This window comes from Escherichia sp. WS3227_2 (assembly GCF_046486495.1).
GTDB lineage: Bacteria > Pseudomonadota > Gammaproteobacteria > Enterobacterales > Enterobacteriaceae > Escherichia > Escherichia coli.
Window position 1 is genome coordinate 92,047 of the sequence record NZ_JBJQLG010000015.1, and the last position, 18,162, is coordinate 110,208.

The following is an 18,162-nucleotide window of genomic DNA, read 5'->3' on the forward strand; positions in this document are numbered from 1 at the left end:
AGCAAAAACGGGTGTATAAAACTGTACATTCATACAGCAAAATGAGTTCTACTATGGCACTGGAAAAAGGAATTGCAGAGTTAGTCGAAGAGTTTATCGCTGCGGGTCGCCCCTCATCGCGTCAACAAAGTATTGCGCAGCGCAGGGAGGGCTATATCGCCAGCGCTGTCCTTGCGGGTGAGACAGAAACGCGGGTAGATATTCAGACTATCGAACTTGAAGGGATGATCTTACGAATAGTGTCACCGCTGAATGCCCCGACATTACTCCCGACGATAATTTATTACTACGGTGGCTGTTTTGTTAGCGGCGGGTTCGCAACTCACGACAACCAGCTGCGCCAGTTAGCCTATTACGGGCAATGTCGGGTTATTGCCGTCCAGTATCGGCTGGCACCGGAACAGACTTTCCCCGCCGCCCATGATGATGCGCAACGAGGTGCAGAATTAGTCTGGCAACACGCCGAACGACTCGGCGTTGATAAACAACGGATAACTCTTGCCGGTGACAGTGCGGGCGGACATCTGGCGCTGGTAACTGCTTTGCGATTAAAGCGTGCTGGCGAGTGGCAACCGGCACAACTCATCTTAATTTATCCCATGCTTGATGCGACTGCGCATTTCGAAAGCTACATACGCAATGGTCACGATTACATCATCACACGCGACACTTTACTGAGCGGCTTTGAGATGTATCTGCCAGGCATTGAACGCAGGCATCCTGAAGCCAGCCCTCTTTGGCGCGATGATTTCAATGGCTTGCCACCTGTACATATCATTACCGCTGAATACGACCCACTTTGCGATGAAGGTGAAGCGTTGTATCACCGCATGACAGGGCAAGGAGTGCAATGCACCTGCCAACGCTACCTTGGCGTTATCCACGGATTTTTTCAGTTAGGTGGTATCAGTGAGGCTGCGCGATCGGCGCTGCGGGATGTGGCCTGGAGAGCGGGAAGGTAACTCCTGAGCAGCGGCACTATGCCGCTTTCACAGGAGTTCTGAATGCTGGTGCTTTCTGTATGGCTTCGCCATGCCCCTCGCGGCTAAGTGCCTGCGCACATCTCTCTTTGTATGTCATTTTTGCAATGCATTGGCCGAATTCTGGTAATTCTAATGAGTTTTACTCTTCAGACTCCCATCCCTACGGTATACGAGCTAGATTCATGAATGAAATCGACATTTTTAAAAAACGAATCTTGTAAAACATCCGTGTTGATATTACCTTGCAACCCAACATTAAATTTGTTAGAGAGATGAAGAACTCGAATATCAAAAAGGTCTTTTAACATCATTAATTCTTTGGCTGTTAATGAATCGCAACTAAAATATCCCTGTTGATCAAAAAGCTTTTCTATTTCTCTACCATCGGCGAGGCGTTTTTCAAGGAGTGTTTGCAACATCGAGTTGCCAAGGACAATGGATATCGTGCGATCTTTCGCAGATTTACACCCCATCACAACGGCAACATTCGTATCCCCCTCAGGAGCTTCATTTATCGCCGTCGCTAAAATGGTGGTCAAACACGCAAACGGAACTGTATTTCTTTCGTGATTTAATTTATCTACCAGTTCATTCCATTTATCAAAAGCCGGGCTATATTTGTTGCGCACAGTAATATCCGATTGGTTAAACAATTCAGCCATGCGATTTTTTATCATCTCGATATCCGGCGAACCAGAAAGACTTTGCGCATAATACGGTCCTGATGATGTTGCATACATTAAAGCCGAGCCCACACCTGTCGCCATGATGGGCGCAGCCACGGTTTTGGCAAGGGCGACGCTGCGATGGCTATGCGCTTCACAGGCTAAAGGAACATACTCCACTAGCTGCGGTAATTCCTTACATGCCTCCCTCATCGTTGCGGTATGCTTTACAAACAACGGTTTTTCACTGCCCAAAAAAACCTTCTGCTTAATTGCACTAAGAAAACGTAAATCCAAAATGATTGTTTTTGGTTTATTATTTTTTGGCACATTTCCTATTATCCCGCTAAGAACCTTCCTTGCTGCATGGAGATTTTTTTGCACAGCACATAACACAATTGACGAAGCCTTCTCTACTGCATTATTGATTTTAATTTTAAAATCTGCATGATATACGTTGACGGGCAATGCAAGTATATCTTCCCCTACATCTTTGGCTGAGTATTTATTTGTGATCGACGGTCGTGAATCCACGAGAAAACTTAGCTGCAAATTATGCTCTATATTACCAGCTGTTTTTGTAGTGTGATTAAACATAGAGATGCCACCTCTCATTCTTTCACACATATCCTCAACTTTTTCACTTCGTTCTTGAGGCAATTTGGCTTTAACGTTAATTTGATGATTTTTACCCGTGCATTCCTTAACTACAAGAGGAATGTTATCTAAAGTGCCATACAGGCTAATAACGTCACCAGGATTTTTATCATGTAAGTAAGTTTGATTAATACTCGAAGCATTCACAAAGAGGTCAATATTATAACTGTTTATAACTTCACCTACATCAAATGTGTAGTGCTTACTCTGGAGGCTGCCATCCTTGTTTAATTGTATATCAATCAATATATCCCCGGACTTTGTCACCATATCTTTGCCATAAACCATTTGCATAGCCATTTCGAGGAGATTTTTATCTAACTGATTGCGGGCGTTGAGTAAGCGACTACCAAATAATTTATATACTGTTCCCGTCATTGCCAGCGCTGCACTTTCTGGTACTTTGCGTTTCCACAGTGAGGTTTCTTTATTTTTAAACAGGTCATATTTATTATTACTCGACAACCCGAGTTTAAGTTCGTTAACACAATCGCAAAGTTGCTCCTCACCTTCCATTTTAAGGCGATGTGAAAAATCATTTAATAGCGTTTGCTTCGGTGATTCATTACTCATTAGCTGTTTTTCTAAATTAACAATAGAATAACTTTCTTGTTTAATGAGATTAATATTGGCAACCATTACAGCCTCCTTCCCACGGTTTAAGAGCAAACATGCCACATAATTATTTACAACATCCAGAAGCAGTAAATGAATGATACTGACAATGACGCCAGCCCATTATCTTTGCATAATGTTTGTTAGCTATAGACTTTAAAAATATTTATGAGAAAAGTATGGCACCAGAGAGGGTTTTGACTATCAAAAATCGCTCAAATCTGAACTAATATTATGAATTAAGCATTATCGGCGATAATAGCCACTCAGCTCTACAAATAATATTTAAATGCTCCTGAACAGTGATGTAGCAAGACACGTATGGTGCCAACGAAGAATAAAAATTTATAGAGTTCTTATTCAATATAACCGGAATAGTCAGAGGCTAATGTAAATGACCTGAATGAGTGAGAGAGGCAACACCGCCCCTCTCCATCAGCTACTCTTCTTCGTTCCCGCCCTCTTCATACGGGCCAAATGGCTTCGCAGGCAGAACGATATACGTCCCTTCAAACACCGCGCCCGGCGTCTCGTCGCCAAAGATTTCGACCTGCATTTGCACCCGTGCTTTTCGTCCGCGCGCCAGACGGTCGAGATCGCCGCTTAAGGCACCGAGGTCGGCTACCGCATGAGGTTTACCGCTAATCGGCTTGCTGTAGCGAATATGCGCATCCGCCAGAATAATCGTTCCGCCGAGGTGGCGTTCACGCAGCATCAGCCAGATAAGCCCCCAACCGGTGAGCGTTGCCAGTGAGAATAAACTCCCGGCAAACAGCGTATGGTGCGGATTCTGATTGCCGGTTTCCGGCATGGTGGTGATAAATTTTTGCCCGGTATATTGCTGAATGCGCACGCCCATTTTTTCGCTTAGCGGGATATGTTCGTACCACGCCTGCTGAAGCTGGGCGCACCAGTCGCCGCGATGCAAAATATCATCCAGAGTGGCGACAGGTTTAATCATCAAAAAATGGCGAATCGGCGTGGTGGTTGGCGTGGTGATTTCTCCCTGATTAACAAACCCCAGCTTGGCGAAAAACTCCACCGCGTCTTCGCGGGCGCTACAGGTCACGCGCTTAACACCTTCCTGACGCGCCACAGATTCGAGGGTCATCGCCATCAGCGTTCCTAACCCTTTGTCCTGCACGTCGGGATGAACGGCCATAAAGCGAATGGACGCTTCATTGTCGGCATTAATATACAGTCGGCCTACCGCCACCAGATTACCCTGCTCGTCGACGACCATCTGGTGATGCGCCATCGCATCCCACGCGTCGCGTTCCGAACCTTTCGGTTGATGCAGGGGCTTACGCAACATTTCCCAGCGAAACTGATAGTAACGCTCTAACTCTTCTTCTGTTTGTGGAACCCGAAGGTGATACATAGCGATACTCTCTCTTGTTTCCCGTGACAAACCTGGAAGCTGGCTCATACCTGCAACCAGAATGTCACGGGGCCATCATTGACCAGCGATACCTGCATATCCGCAGCGAAGCGTCCTGTTTGCGTGTTCATCTCTTGCTGACGGCAGCGTTCGACGAAATAGTCATATAACGCCTCTGCGCGATCCGGTGATGCGCCTTTGGAGAAACTTGGGCGCATCCCCCGTTCGGTATCTGCGGCGAGGGTAAACTGGGAAACAACCAGTACACTGCCGCCCGCCTGTTGCACGTTGAGATTCATCTTGCCTTCGGCATCGCTAAAGATGCGGTAGCCGAGCACACGCTCGCACAGACGGTTTGCTTTCTGTTCGTCGTCATCCTTTTCGACACCCAATAACACCAAAAGTCCCGCGCCAATTTCGCCCGTCACTTCTCCCTCCACGGTGACGCTGGCACGGGTTACGCGTTGAATTAATGCAATCATGGTTCGTCGTCTTCTTCTTGTTCAGCAGCTTGTTTTAATTTGCGGTATTCCCCGAGAGTGACAGTAATTTCCGCGCCAAGCAAGACGATACACCATGTCCAGTAGACCCAGACAAAGAGAATGGGGATCACCGCCAGCACGCCGTAAATGAGCTGATATGACGGGAACATGGTGATATAAAGCGCGAAACCTTTCTTTCCTGCTTCGAACAGGAGTGCAGCGACAAACGCGCCGACAATCGCGTCGCGGTTAGGTACGCGGATGGTAGGAACAATGCTGTACAGCAACCAGAAGGAGATCCACGACAACAGCAGCGGAAAAATACGCAGCACGTTGTCGATGACAGTATTGAGATCGCTCGCCCAGCGCAGGGAGAGCAAATAGGAACTGATCGCCAGACTGGCCCCTGCCAGCAGCGGCCCCAGCGTTAAAATCATCCAGTACACGGCAAACGAGTAAATTTTTGGTCGCGCTCGTTTACTGCGCCAGATGGTATTCAACGCGCTATCGATGGAGTACATCAACAATAACGCGGTGACGATCAGCCCGCACGCCCCAACGGCGGTCATCTTGTTGGAATTGGCAACAAATTGTTCGATATACCGCTGAATAACATCGCCAGTAGCAGGCAGAAAGTTGGCAAAAATAAAGTGACGCAACTGAATGCTGACGTCGGAAAACATGGGAAAAGCGGCGAAAAGCGCAAAAACAACGGCAACCAGCGGCACTAATGAGAGCAACGACACATAGGCAAGGTTACCTGCCAGGGTTGTCATGTTGTCCTCATCAATGCGTTGCCAGAGTAGTTTTAGCCAGGCCCATAGTGGACGGGTACGGTGCCTGGCTTTGTCCTGAATGGTTTTTAGCATAACACCTTCGCGAAATAGTCCGGGATGGTGGTTTTATCTTTCACCAGAATACTGGTAATGCCTAGCTGATTCGCTCCTTCTATATTATCGGCGTTATCGTCGAAAAAGACCGTATCGCTGGGTGAAAAACCTTCTGCCTGCAAAACATGCTGATAAATTCGTGCTTCAGGTTTGCGCATCCCCAGATCTTGCGACAGATAGATATGGTCAGCAGCATCACGGATTTCCGGGTATTCCTCCGGCCAGAAGGTAGTATGCAGGCGGTTAGTATTGGAAAGCACCACCACGCGATGCCCCTGCTCACGCAGTTTATGCATGATGGCGATCACTTCCGGGCGCAGCGCAACAAACACCGCCTGCCAGCCGTGAGAGAACTGCTCGTAGCTTAGCGGCAGGGCCATCTCATGACACAGCGCCTCTGCGAACGCTTCGTCGCTAATTTCCCCACGCTCATGCTGATGAAACGCCTCGCCCATGTGGAAACTCTTCTTAAGCGTAGCCAGTGGAACACGCGTTAAATCGCTCCAGGCTCCCAGCACACGGTTAAAGTCGATATCGACAATCACATTACCTAAATCAAAGATATAGAGCATTTTTGCCTCCTTTCGCGCCACAAGAAATTAACTGTAGCGGGAAAGGATGGGTTTGGCTATGTGGCAATAAGGGTAATCTTGTGATGCTGATTGCGAAAAAGCAGAGTAATTTCACTGGCTTTTTCGCAATAGATGAATGGTTAAGATTCAGGTGTAAATTGCCAACGAGTTTCGATGACCAGCGGCTTATCTGGTGTCACAAATTCCGGCGTTAGATTTATTGCGTTAGGTGCCTGAGTCAGCGGGTTAATACAGGTGGCATCGGGCTGTTTATCAAATACCACCAGACTGTTTGCAGAAGAGGTCATGGTCATCGCGAGTTTACCAGGCCACAGTAACTTAACCTTCACCCCGTCATAAAAACCAAAACAGTCATCCCAGGGACCGACTTGAGGAGAGATACGATTTCCAGTTGGCAGTTCATCACTACCCGCTTCTTCTTGCCAGTCCGCATCAAAAAGCACCTGCAACGATTCTGTATTTTGCGGAGTCAGCTTTTTCGCAAACCACGGATGCCAGCCTGCGGAGGCCGGGAATGTATCGGCATGTGAATGGACTTCCAGTTGCAAAACCAGCGCATCGTTCTCCAGCAAAAAAGTCTGAATCACTTCCCCTTGCCAGGGCCACGGTGAAGCCAGGGGCATACGTAAAGTCAGGGAATCTGCTGTTTTGTCGATGATTTCCCACGTTGAGTAACAAGCCATACCATGCAACGCATGTGGTGGTTTATTGGCGGGTAAAGAATAACATTGCCCACCAGCATTCAGCGTCGCATTCCCCAGTCGCCCTGCCCACGGCACCATTGGGAAACAGCCATACTGAAAAGCTCTGCGCTGCGGCTGCCATTGGCGTAATACTTCAGAACCAAATGCCTTTAACGAGGTTATCCTGGCACCATCATGCGGATAAATCTGCAGGTGAATATTGCCTTTTTCCAGCGTCACTAACTCTCCTACAGGCCCAGGCCATGGCGCGTCAAACGCCTGTTGTAGCGCCAGGTAATGCTCGTTTTTTCGTTCAGTTTTCATGAGATTGTTCCCTGATGTAGCGGTAAGAAGCGGTTTCTTGTTCATCGGTCGGCTCAATCAGCCAGACGCAAACAAAGGAAAGAACTGAGACAGCAAATAAAAACAGAGCGACATACCACGGTTTTCCTCCCCCTAGCGCCAGCAAACTTGAGGCGATAAGGGGGCTTAGTCCGCCAAGAATCGCGGAAAATTGATAAGCAAAAGAAAGGCCGGTATATCGTACTTTGGTACCGAACATGCGGGTGAAAAGTGTTGGCTGCACGGCAAACATCATCGTCGGACCTAAGTTGTAGCCGAGGATCATACTGCACCAGATGATGAGCGTACTTTTGCTATCCAGTAATAAGAAGAAAGGAAACGCGAACAGGACACAAAATCCAGCTCCCGACAAATACAGACTTTTTTGACCTATACGATCTGATAACCATCCAACCAATGGACAACTGAAAATACCGATCGCCGAGGCAATCAACATACCCGTCAGGGGAATATCTCGCGACAATGCTAATTGGCTGGAAATATAGACAATACCAAAGGCGTTAATAATATTAGAGGAGACACTTTCCGCCAGCCTCGCACCCAGTGCCAATAAAATATTTCGTGGATGTTTTTTGAATAATTCAATCAACGGAGGAACGGACTTTTCTTTATTATTCGTCATTTTTTGCTTTTGAAAATCCAGCGTTTCTTCGGTATGCAGGCGGATAAACAGCCCAACGATCAACATCACCGCAGAAAGCCAAAACGGAATGCGCCATCCCCAGGAGAGAAACTGCTCCGAAGTAAGAAAATGGTTACAGAGAGCAAAAATACCGGTTGCCAGCATAATACCCACAGACGCAGCCGTTTGCGGGAGTGAACCTAAAAATCCGCGTCGGGATTCGGGCGCTGATTCTATGGTCATCAATGCCGCTCCGCCGTACTCGCCACCAAGACCAAAGCCCTGAATTAAACGTAGCACCATTAATATGAGCGGTGCCCAGATCCCAATTTCCTGATACGTCGGAATAAAACCAATCAAAAATGTGGAGCATCCGACAATAGCCAGCGTCCAGATAAGCGTTATTTTTCGCCCGATTTTATCGCCAAAATGACCAAAGACGATGCCACCTAAAGGACGAGTCAGAAAACCGACACCAAAGGTCGCAAAGGAAGCTATAAGACCTATAAAAGGATCGCTGTCTGGATAAAACAGCGGTGCAAATACCAGTCCTGCTGCCGTGCCAAAAATAAAAAAGTCATACCATTCCATTAACGCGCCTGCGAAACTGCCCATAACGACACGTCTCATGGCTTTACCGGAAAGCCCTTCACGCGGTGCGGGTAACTTTTCAGACATAATTTTCCTCTCCTGGTAGGCGAGAAATCTGGGATACGAACCACTAAACGTGGGCAGTTTGAATTAATGCGCATCGGCTTAAACCGATGCGCATTAAATTATTTCTTCAATTCAGCCAGAACCTCTGCGTCCTCAGCATCAACATTTGCACCCAGTGGTTCCCAATTAATCAATACACAGGTCAGGAATCCCAGGAATGGCACGATTGCCAACCAGTAAAACGCTTCAGTTTTCAACGCACCCCACAGCATCGGCCAGAAAATGAGTCCTGCAATTGCCCCTGTGCGCATAATAGCGCGGGCAAATCCGACCCCAGTAGGGCGAATAGCGGGAGGATAAGAGAGTGTGGCAATGGTCATGCCCAGCCCACCAGGACCCGCTGAATGGAAGAAAATAATTGATCCCAATAACCCTAAAGACAGCCAGGGATTAGTCGTTGCCAGTGCGCCTAACGACAGCAATGCTAAGGTCACAACAGCAAATCCATACATCGACTGTCGGCGAGTACCCAGTCGTTGGAGAATAAACGAGCCGATCATCCCACCAGTCACCCCACAAAGGGCATTTACGACAGCAGAACCGGTCAACGCGCCAGTAAGCCCTCCGCTTATTATTCCCGCCAACGTAAGAGGAAGATAAACGCCTACGGCGTTATATTGCCACGCCTGCATGGTTGCCACGACACAGCCAAGGATGGTGCGTTTGCGGTAACGATCATTAAATAAGATGCCATATCCACCACTGTATTTATTCTCTGCTTTTTCCGAGAGTTTCGCTTCTGTTGTACCCGATGCCGCAACGCGAGCCTGAACACCATAACGTTTTCCCAGAATGTCGCACGCTTCCTGGTAACGCCCGACGCGTGCGGCCCACATTGCGGATTCACCAATAAAGAAGTAACGCAAAATCATGAAGATGACTGCAAAAATAGCTCCGATGAATATTCCGTAACGCCACAATTGTTCTTCAGCGATACCCGACAGAAGCAGCGGCAAAAGCACCAAATAAACAACGGTTGTCGAAACATACCAGGCCATTTGCCAGAGGTTGACCGACGTTCCGGTTTTCTTCGACGTTGAACCACGAAGCTCTGCCACGGCATTGGTTGCCAAAGGGAAGTCGATGCCTAAACCAAAGCCCATGATGACGCGGCACACCAGAACCCACCAGATACTGGGAGCAATAGCTACCGCTGCAGCACCGATGGTGCACAGCCCCATGCCAATAATAAATGCCCGCTTTTGCCCAAAGCGGTTTATTACTCGGTTCGCTAATAAACCGCCAATTAACGCGGCGATTAATACTGACGCATTGACGGTTGCAGCAAGACCCGGAGAAATGCCGAATTGAGCGGCAATGTATTTATTACCAAACCCCACCATCGCCGCCTGGTAGGCATCAATCAATATGCCGCCCAAAGCAATAAAAATAACGCCGATACTGGTGTTGATTGCAGAGTTCTTATTAACAATATCAATTACGTCTTGTGGCCGACTAATTGAATAAGTTGCAGGACTGGTGATTTGACTCATCGCAGTGTCCTTTTTAATTGTTGTAGGGTGGCGCTGACGTGACGCAGCGCCAGACAGAGATTTAGAAAATCATTCCGGCGCAAATTGCAGCATGACCTTTATGGAGTCATTTTGCTGCGCGCGTTCGAATGCCGCCGCTGCATCCTCAATGGCAAATAAATCGGTAACCAGTTCACTGGTATCAAACCGCCCATCCGCCAGCCATTCGATAACAGCATCGAAATCTTCAGGGATGTACATGCCAGAGTTGAGCAAGTCACGCTCGAAACGTTGCATCATCGGTAATGGTATTTCACGCGGCCCACTTGGTACGCCCATGCACACGACGGTGCCTCCGGCATATACACGGGTACATGCATCGTTAAGCGTGGCCTGCGCTGCAACGACATCAATCGCCCCCGTAAATCGCACATCTGCGGCCAGCTCACCTGGTGCCCAAACTTCTGCTGCGCCCAGCTTTAACGCCAGCGCGCGTTTGGCAGCGTCAGGTTCAATCACGGTAATCTTACCTGCCCCCATAATGCGCAGTGCCTGCACGATGGATAAGCCTATCGTTCCGGCACCAATCACCAGTACGCTTTCCAGAGAAGCTTTCGGCATTCGGTTAACGCAGTGACGAGCACAAGCCGCCGGTTCGGCAAAGGCCAACACTTTTAGCGGTAAAGAGGCTGGTGCGACATGGCAATTACGCGCAGGAACAATGTGTTGTGAGCGAGCAAAGCCCGGTGCGCGAAAACCAGCAACCTGCGGTGGTTCACAAAGATTAAAACGTCCTGCTTTGCAGGCTCGGCATTCCATGCAAGCCATGATGGGATCGACCACAACATGATCGCCCGGCTGTACATTTTTAACGTCGCTGCCCACTTCCGTAACGCGCGCTGCAATTTCATGACCGGGGACGACAGGCGGTTTGGCAAACGGATGACCGCCTTTCAGAACATGCAGATCCGAACCGCATATCCCGTAGAACACGGGCGCAATCCGTACTTCGTGCGGTTTAAGTTGCTGGTGTGGTACTTCAACATATTGAGTGGTGACTTTCCCAATATCTGAAAATAAAACCTGGGTAATTTTATCCATTGTTATTCTCCAGAATCGATATCCATAGGGGATTAGCGTTGCGCGATACCTTCATCGACAATTTCAGCCAGCCGTTGCAAGCGTGGAACGGAGACATCGCGCAGCATAGTTTGTGGATCTTGTGCACCAACAACCGACGCCCAAACCGCTCGTCCAGCCAGGAAGCCCGACGCACCACCTTTCATGGCAATACTTACTGCACGGCCAAAAATATCGGCATCAACGCCAGAAGAAAGAATTACCCACGGCATCTTCATCTGATCGTTAAGTTGCTGACAGGCGGCAAGTAAGTTTTTTTCATCGCCTTTGCCCCCTAATGGCATCTCGGCTTTGTAAAGATCGGCCTCTGTTCCACCAAGCTCTGCGGCGGCGGCAACAATGGCGCTTTCACGATCAAAGTCCCAACCGCGACGAGGTGGACGCACCACAGGTTCAATAATGCTAACCAGCCCGGCACTACGGCAGCGACGAACAAATTTATCAACCATTGCCAGACGTTCCTCTGCGGGTTCATCTTCACGCCAGAGTACAAGTAATTTCATTGCCTTAGCCCCCATTTCACGGGCTTTATGCGGGTCGACGGACATATCTATTTCAACGCTATCAACCGGGATGCCATTACCTGGGATAAAAAGATCGGCAGCGACAATCAGGCCGCAAGAATTAGCAACAGCGCCCTGCTCGACTATTTGCTCAAGACAAAATTGTTTATCCGCCAGAACGGCAGAAGCATAAGGTGTAAGGATTCGGGTCGCGGCAACTTTAAAATCGGTGAGTACACTGTCGGCGATGGGTTTTGGCTGCCCTGCTGCCGCAAACATCAGGCGCATGGCCTCACGCTGATCGACAGCTAACATGGCGAATCCACCACCTGGGCGGGAGATATCTTTCAGCGTAAATGGGGTGAAGTGGGATGACATAGAAACTCCTGTTAATAGATAAAATTAAAGACCAGCCTGCTGGCGAACCTGATTTAGCAGGGCACTCCAATCCTGCCGCCCTTTGCCGTCTTGACTTGCTGCGGCGTAATAACTTTCTGCTGCAATCCCCATATTGAGCGGTGCCCCCGTCTCCCGAGCGACGTCAACTGCAATACGCAGATCTTTCAACGCCAGATCCACCATGAAGGCGGGTGAAAGATCGCCTTTCAGCACTTTGCCAGGCCAGGTGGTCGTAAAATGTCCTTTCCCTGCTGCCGTACCACTCATCACCTTAATTGCGACATCAAGATTTAATCCCAGTGACTCACATAACACAGCGGCCTCGGAGGACAGCGCATTAAGCGCAATGCTCATATAGTTGTTAATTAGCTTCACGCGGATCCCCATTCCTGGGCCGCCAGCCTCGACCAGCTCATTACCCATGCACATGAGAATCGGGCGTGCACGTGCAATCTGCTCATCAGTGCCACCCGCTAAAATCAGCAATGTGCCATCAATCGCATTCACGGACGTTCTGCCCACGGGAGCGTCCATCATACTGATGCCTTTTTCTTGTAACTCCCGTATTAATGCATCGGTCTGTAAGGGATGAATAGTCGACATATCAATCAATAACGCGTCAGATGAAACAGCCTCACAGACGCCTTTTTCCCCCAACAGAACCTGTCGAACAATGTCACCATTGGGAAGCATAGTGATGATAAATTCAGCGCCTGCTGCTGCTTCCGCTGGGGTTTGTGCCGCAGTGGCCCCCTGCGTAACTAGCACATCGACGGCCTGTGCATTGACATCAAATACCTGCAATGAATGCCCTTTTTGCAATAGATTGTTAGCCATTGGGCTACCCATCTGCCCCAGCCCGAGAAATGCAATGGTTGCCATGAATACTCTCCTGTCTGACATTGACAAAATAATGACAATTGAAAATTCGTTTTCGTCTGTTTTTGAGCATATTTGTAATTTATGTTCAAAAACACGACACGCATCACTAATTTGATCATTTGTGTCATTTAAATTGACCAAAGACGACAAAATTAAACAGGACAAGACAAATATGACCAGAATTGCATGCGTGGGTATCACAGTTCAGGACAGGATTTATTCTTTGCCCACTCTGCCGGAGGGCGGCGGGAAATATCAGGCAAATCATTATCTTGAGATTGGTGGCGGCCCGGCAGCAACAGCCGCTGTTGCAATCGCAAAGCTTGGCGTGGAGGTTGATTTCATCGGTCGCGTCGGCGATGACAGTTGTGGAAATACCTTACTTGCAGAACTTGAGGGTTGGGGCGTCAATACCGCATTTTGCCGCCGATATCCTAACGCCCGTTCGTCGCAATCAGCGATCCTCGTTGATCAGCATGGCGAACGGATTATCGTTAATTATCCAAGTCCTGATCTCGGTACTGATGCCGAATGGTTAGAAGCGATCGATTTCTCTCGTTATGATCTGATTCTGGCCGATGTTCGCTGGCATAGCGGTACTGAAAAAGCATTCTCGCTAGCGCGCCTTGCGGGTGTGACAACGCTTTTAGACGCCGATATGACACCGCAGGATATTTCTCCACTTGTCGCGCTTGCCGATCACGCCGTGTTCTCAACACCAGGGCTGAAACGCATGACTGGCCTGCAGTCACCTGAAGAAGGTTTGTTCCAGGCAACGACACAAACAGCAGGTAAAGTGTATGTTACGCTGGGTTCTGAAGGATCGTTGTGGATTGAAGATGGTCATTTGTGTCAACAGGAGGCATTTTCTGTCAATGTGGTTGATACCACTGGAGCAGGCGATGTTTTTCACGGCGCACTCGCGGTAGCGTTGGCAGAAAAAATGCCAACAAAAGAGGCTATTCGTTTTGCCAGTGCGGTTGCCGCGATGAAATGTACCCAGCCTGGCGGTCGGGCCGGCATTCCTAATCGTGAGCAAACCGAATCATTTTTGTCACTTTATGCGTAAAATGGTAAACATCTACCGAGGAGGGGCAAGGGAGTATTCATGAGTATCATCGAAGTGACAGGTAATCCACGCCATGACCAACTCGTTCATCTAATCGCAGAACGCGGTTATATGAATATTGAAGAACTGGCACAACTGCTGGATGTTTCAACGCAAACCGTGCGCCGGGATATCCGAAAACTCAGTGAGCAGGGCTTGATCACCCGTCATCATGGAGGGGCCGGGCGCGTCTCCAGCGTCATGAATACCGCTTTTGAGCAACGGGAACTATCGCTCACCGCCGAGAAACGGGCGATCGCTGAGGCAGTCGCCGATTACCTTCCCGAACGCTGTACCGTTTTTATCACCATCGGTACAACCGTAGAAGCCGTTGCCAGGGCATTACTCAACCGGCGTGATTTACGCATTATCACTAACAGCCTACGTGTGGCACAGATTCTTTATAAGAATCAGGATATTGAAGTGATGGTGCCGGGAGGCACTTTACGCGCTCATAACGGCGGGATTATCGGCCCAGGAGCCGTGGATTTTATTGAAGGCTTCCGCGCAGATTATTTAATCACCAGTATAGGTGCCATTGAACATGACGGCACCCTACTGGAATTTGATGTAAATGAAGCGTTAATCGCGAGAACGATGATTAAACATGCGCGGAATACATTGTTAGTGGCCGATCATACGAAGTTTGCCGCGTCTGCTGCCGTTTCAATTGGCAATGCACGGAATGTCAGGGCTTTTTTTACTGATGCCCCGCCTCCCAATTCTTTCTGCCAGTTGTTAAGTGAAGAGAATGTTGAACTGGTGGTTGCCGAGCAAGAAGTATCCTGAAATTGAAACTTCGGTTGATACGGTTTTCGTTGGCCGGATTAAGCACATCCGGCCACTAATTAAGCTTCAGCCGCCAGCATCTCTTTCTTACGTTGGCTAATACGCTTAACCAGCATTACGGAAACCACCGCACCACAGAATGCGAAGCAGGCCATAATGCCAAACACGATTTTGTAGCCAATAATCCCCGGATTTAAATCCAGAATGTAGCCATACAGACTGAAGCAGAACATCGCCGGGGCGTAACCAATAAAGCTACCCAACGCCATCGCCGCGCCTGTTTTATTTTCAGCAATTTTTGCTTCGCCGATAGGTGCAAAAAATACGGCTCGCTGTGTAAAGACTATCGCGCCAAAGCCCAGCGTACATGCCATCCCTAAATAGACCGGCATACTTTCGTGCGGCAGCATAATCAACAGTACGAGCGCAGCGGTACTGATGATAAAGGTGTAGCATAGATATTTACTCGGCGATTTCAGGATCTTATCTGAAATCATGCCACCAATCGGTCCACCAATCATTTTCAGACAGTATTGGTTAATGATGCCGTAAGCCCCCACCAGCGCAACGGGCAATAGATAGATGTTTTTCAGGAATGGAATGAAGAATGTCAGGCCACAGTAAACCGCATAAACGAAGAAGACGTTGAAAGCGATAAGCCAGATAGTTTTGTCTTTCAGCACCGAGGTCATACTGGTGTTTTTCGATGCTCCGTCTTCTTTTTTCACCTCAACGGACGGTGCCTCTTCTTTGTCATTCAGAACAAAGAAAATGATAATGCCTACGGCAATCACAATAAGGGAATAGAACCAGATGCCTGCTTTAAAACCCAATAAGCCACTGCCAAACCAGGTAAATACTGCCAACGCAGAAAATGCCACCACGGTATCGACAATGCCACGCCCTGTTTCGAAGAAGCCAAACAACCGACCTTGTTGTTCGCTATTGCCCAATCGACTTACCGACTTGAGCAAGACCGGCCAGTTCATCATGTCGCAAGTAACGCCAAATAGCGCCCAGACAAAGAGGATGCCCCAATACCCCGGCATTGTCGTCAAATAAACACCCAGTAATCCTGTCGCAATGAGTGAGAATGACATGGTGTATCTGCGCGGTAGTTTATCGGCAAAATAAATAGACAGAAAAAAACCCACTGTCGTGACAAATGAGTTTACTGACATAGCATTACCAATTTGACCATTGGTCAAATGGAAATATTCCTGCATCGGGATATAAAACGCATCTTTCAGCGACGGTAATTTATAAATTGTACCGCCACACAATGTTAATAGACTAAATAACGCCCATTTCTTTTTCGTGAGCATAACATCCCCTAAGCGATTTTTAAAATCACTGTTTTAAAGGCAATAAGATACCGACCATTCATATGGAATGGTTTTATTAACTGCGTATGAGTTAAAACTTATTAGTGGTTCAGAAGATGGTTTGCCTCTTGTTTGATTTGTTGTAGTACGTTACGCACATGATTTATCTGATTAATTGCATCTTCTTTTTCTTTACGTAACCGCGCATCCAGTAAATGATTTTCTGGCAATGGTGTTTCACTCATCTGGCGATAAGGGATCCACGGATTATCATCTTCGTCTTCAAAGCGGAACGCCGGCGCATAGTAATCAACCTCTTCTTCCAGGCCATATGCCGTCACCTGCGGCTCATCATCACCCAGGCATATAAGGTGCGTTAATAACGCTTTGAACGGCATATCACCCTGACCTGAAATACAGGCTTTATGACCCAGGCCACCCTCTTCTTTAACGATCAAGGCATCTTTGATATGGACCTGGGTAATATGCGGTGCCATCGTTTTTAAAGCGTCGATGGGATGCTCATTTGCATTGATCATGTTCGCAAAATCAAACAGTAAGGAAAGAGATTCCATCTCACTTTCTTTGACCAGCGACACCAGCTCATGGCTTTTTAAATCTTCATGCTGTTCGATCGTAAAAGTCAGGCCGCTGTCCTGATACGTTTCCCGTACATAGGCAATGTCGTTAGCGATGATCGATAATACGTCGCGCAAATTACCTTCATAACGTGGATAAAAACGTACGGACGATGCCCCAGTTTTCAACGCAATGGCGACGGCTTCGTCAATAGATGCCTTATCTGAAGCGCTGGTTTCAATATGAATATCAAGGTTCAGACGGCGGGCTTTATCCCCAAAGGCAGAGAGTTCTTTATCGTCCATATTACCAAGAGAAAAACGCTCGCCATCCAGAACATGGATTTTGACGCCACGTAGATTATTTTCACTTGCGATATCAAGTAAATCAGCAGGCAACACTCTTTCCAGCCGCATATTTAAATGAAAGGCATAAGCATGTAAATAAAGAGGAAGAGTGTCGACACGTTGTAGAATCTTTCTTGCGTTATTTATTGTCACCATAAAACACCTACAGATTAATGATGAGGTCTACGGCCTCAAATCGCCAATATTCAATATCTATCTGGACAATATTGCCTTGCTGGTCGGCGCGATGCTTTTCAATTAAGATCGCTGGCATACCCGCAGAACCGCCAAGATACTTGCTGATATCGCCCGGCATTCTGACGGGTTTGAAAATCAATTTTTTTACTACCGTCTCTTTTTGGTAGCACTTTTCCCAGACTGCAGAAAATGAGTGGTTTTCAAGTTGTTCAATAAAACCCGGAGCAACTTCAGGATTAATATATGTTTCGTGATAGAAAACTTTATGTCCTTCCAGCGCCCCCCAGCCGGTGATGCGATAGAGTTCAGTTGATGGTGTCACTGCAATCAGTGGCGCGAGCGTCTCGGGAATATCGCTGGTACGGTTTTTCTCGGTAAACCCCCAGGAAGGTTCTCGTCCTTGCTCAATTGCGGCCCGCTGAAAGCTCGCCGACAGCTCCGGACTGTAATTAAATCGCGGCTGGGTCACGAACCACCCCTTACGATCCTTACGGAAGATTTTGGATTCTGCCTCGAGGTTCAACAACGCCTGGCGCAGCGTCATACGTTTAATGCCCAGCAGTTCTCCCAGCTCTCTTTCTGAAGGGAGTTTTCCACCCGGCGTGGTGATGCCATCTTTCAACCACCGATCCAGTTTATCTTTTGCATTTTCTACGGTGGATTGATTCTCCGCCATTGTTTAATCCTTTTGGTTTAAACCAGATGAAGCATCTTACGCTTACGCCAAAAAAGAAAGCAATTAACGGTGTATGACTTTGCAGATAATTGT

Annotated in this window: 17 protein-coding genes and 1 pseudogene; 3 read left to right on the forward strand and 15 right to left on the reverse strand. The window is 48.0% G+C overall.

Translation table 11 applies throughout. The features are described from left to right. Nucleotides 1-53 precede the first annotated feature (53 nt). On the forward strand, nucleotides 54-962 hold the full coding sequence (locus ACJHXB_RS19680; RefSeq protein WP_001306651.1) for an alpha/beta hydrolase: 909 nt from the start codon (nucleotides 54-56) through the stop codon (nucleotides 960-962). A 167-nt stretch (nucleotides 963-1,129) separates the two neighbouring features. Here ACJHXB_RS19680 and ACJHXB_RS19685 read toward each other — a convergent pair whose 3' ends face one another. The 12 genes and pseudogenes from ACJHXB_RS19685 to yihU form a co-directional block, all read right to left on the reverse strand. Next, entirely contained in the window at nucleotides 1,130-2,044 is a 915-nt protein-coding gene (locus tag ACJHXB_RS19685; protein ID WP_146849359.1) for a transposase, read from the reverse strand. 12 nt (nucleotides 2,045-2,056) lie between these two features. Further along, a pseudogene (locus tag ACJHXB_RS19690) lies at nucleotides 2,057-2,944 on the reverse strand (hypothetical protein); the annotation flags it as partial. Between the two features lie 415 nt (nucleotides 2,945-3,359). Continuing rightward, nucleotides 3,360-4,301, reverse strand: a complete 942-nt coding sequence (gene fabY, locus ACJHXB_RS19695) for a fatty acid biosynthesis protein FabY (protein ID WP_001297068.1) — start codon at nucleotides 4,299-4,301, stop codon at nucleotides 3,360-3,362. A gap of 44 nt (nucleotides 4,302-4,345) precedes the next feature. After that, nucleotides 4,346-4,783 carry a D-aminoacyl-tRNA deacylase gene (dtd, locus tag ACJHXB_RS19700; protein ID WP_000560983.1) on the reverse strand — a complete coding sequence of 146 codons (438 nt, stop codon included), beginning with the start codon at nucleotides 4,781-4,783 and terminating at the stop codon, nucleotides 4,346-4,348. Continuing rightward, nucleotides 4,780-5,652, reverse strand: coding sequence for a virulence factor BrkB family protein (locus tag ACJHXB_RS19705; protein ID WP_000920762.1), 873 nt, complete (start codon nucleotides 5,650-5,652; stop codon nucleotides 4,780-4,782). The genes dtd and ACJHXB_RS19705 overlap by 4 nt, the downstream gene beginning before the upstream one ends. Then, complete coding sequence (gene yihX / locus ACJHXB_RS19710) at nucleotides 5,646-6,245, reverse strand: glucose-1-phosphatase (RefSeq protein WP_001315111.1); 600 nt, start codon at nucleotides 6,243-6,245, stop codon at nucleotides 5,646-5,648. Before yihX ends, ACJHXB_RS19705 begins: the two co-directional genes overlap by 7 nt. Nucleotides 6,246-6,385: 140 nt before the next feature. Then, nucleotides 6,386-7,273: an aldose 1-epimerase gene (locus tag ACJHXB_RS19715; RefSeq protein ID WP_001469194.1), complete on the reverse strand. Its 888-nt coding sequence runs from the start codon at nucleotides 7,271-7,273 to the stop codon at nucleotides 6,386-6,388. Further along, a complete protein-coding gene (locus ACJHXB_RS19720; RefSeq protein ID WP_410233530.1) occupies nucleotides 7,263-8,612 on the reverse strand; it encodes an MFS transporter in 1,350 nt (449 codons plus the stop codon). Before ACJHXB_RS19720 ends, ACJHXB_RS19715 begins: the two co-directional genes overlap by 11 nt. 98 nt (nucleotides 8,613-8,710) lie before the next feature. Continuing rightward, nucleotides 8,711-10,144 (reverse strand): MFS transporter, encoded by a 1,434-nt coding sequence (locus ACJHXB_RS19725; RefSeq protein ID WP_000078437.1) that lies wholly within the window; start codon nucleotides 10,142-10,144, stop codon nucleotides 8,711-8,713. Between the two features lie 69 nt (nucleotides 10,145-10,213). Further along, nucleotides 10,214-11,224, reverse strand: coding sequence for a zinc-dependent alcohol dehydrogenase (locus tag ACJHXB_RS19730; RefSeq protein ID WP_000357981.1), 1,011 nt, complete (start codon nucleotides 11,222-11,224; stop codon nucleotides 10,214-10,216). Between the two features lie 32 nt (nucleotides 11,225-11,256). Continuing rightward, nucleotides 11,257-12,144 carry an aldolase gene (locus ACJHXB_RS19735; RefSeq protein WP_000094552.1) on the reverse strand — a complete coding sequence of 296 codons (888 nt, stop codon included), beginning with the start codon at nucleotides 12,142-12,144 and terminating at the stop codon, nucleotides 11,257-11,259. Between the two features lie 24 nt (nucleotides 12,145-12,168). Then, nucleotides 12,169-13,047 (reverse strand): sulfolactaldehyde 3-reductase, encoded by an 879-nt coding sequence (gene yihU / locus ACJHXB_RS19740; protein WP_001306655.1) that lies wholly within the window; start codon nucleotides 13,045-13,047, stop codon nucleotides 12,169-12,171. Nucleotides 13,048-13,219: 172 nt separating this feature from the next. On the opposite strand from yihU, the gene ACJHXB_RS19745 reads away from it, so the two are divergent. Then, a complete protein-coding gene (locus ACJHXB_RS19745) occupies nucleotides 13,220-14,116 on the forward strand; it encodes a sugar kinase (protein WP_000196715.1) in 897 nt (298 codons plus the stop codon). 39 nt (nucleotides 14,117-14,155) lie between these two features. Next, entirely contained in the window at nucleotides 14,156-14,944 is a 789-nt protein-coding gene (locus ACJHXB_RS19750; protein ID WP_410233531.1) for a DeoR/GlpR family DNA-binding transcription regulator, read from the forward strand. A 59-nt stretch (nucleotides 14,945-15,003) separates the two neighbouring features. On the opposite strand, the gene ACJHXB_RS19755 is transcribed toward ACJHXB_RS19750, so the two are convergent. The 3 genes from ACJHXB_RS19755 to ACJHXB_RS19765 form a co-directional block, all read right to left on the reverse strand. Next, nucleotides 15,004-16,269 (reverse strand): MFS transporter, encoded by a 1,266-nt coding sequence (locus tag ACJHXB_RS19755; RefSeq protein ID WP_000956312.1) that lies wholly within the window; start codon nucleotides 16,267-16,269, stop codon nucleotides 15,004-15,006. A gap of 101 nt (nucleotides 16,270-16,370) precedes the next feature. Further along, complete coding sequence (locus tag ACJHXB_RS19760) at nucleotides 16,371-17,351, reverse strand: sugar phosphate isomerase/epimerase family protein (RefSeq protein WP_000256393.1); 981 nt, start codon at nucleotides 17,349-17,351, stop codon at nucleotides 16,371-16,373. Between the two features lie 7 nt (nucleotides 17,352-17,358). Continuing rightward, nucleotides 17,359-18,069 carry a GntR family transcriptional regulator gene (locus ACJHXB_RS19765; protein ID WP_000829793.1) on the reverse strand — a complete coding sequence of 237 codons (711 nt, stop codon included), beginning with the start codon at nucleotides 18,067-18,069 and terminating at the stop codon, nucleotides 17,359-17,361. Nucleotides 18,070-18,162 lie beyond the last annotated feature (93 nt).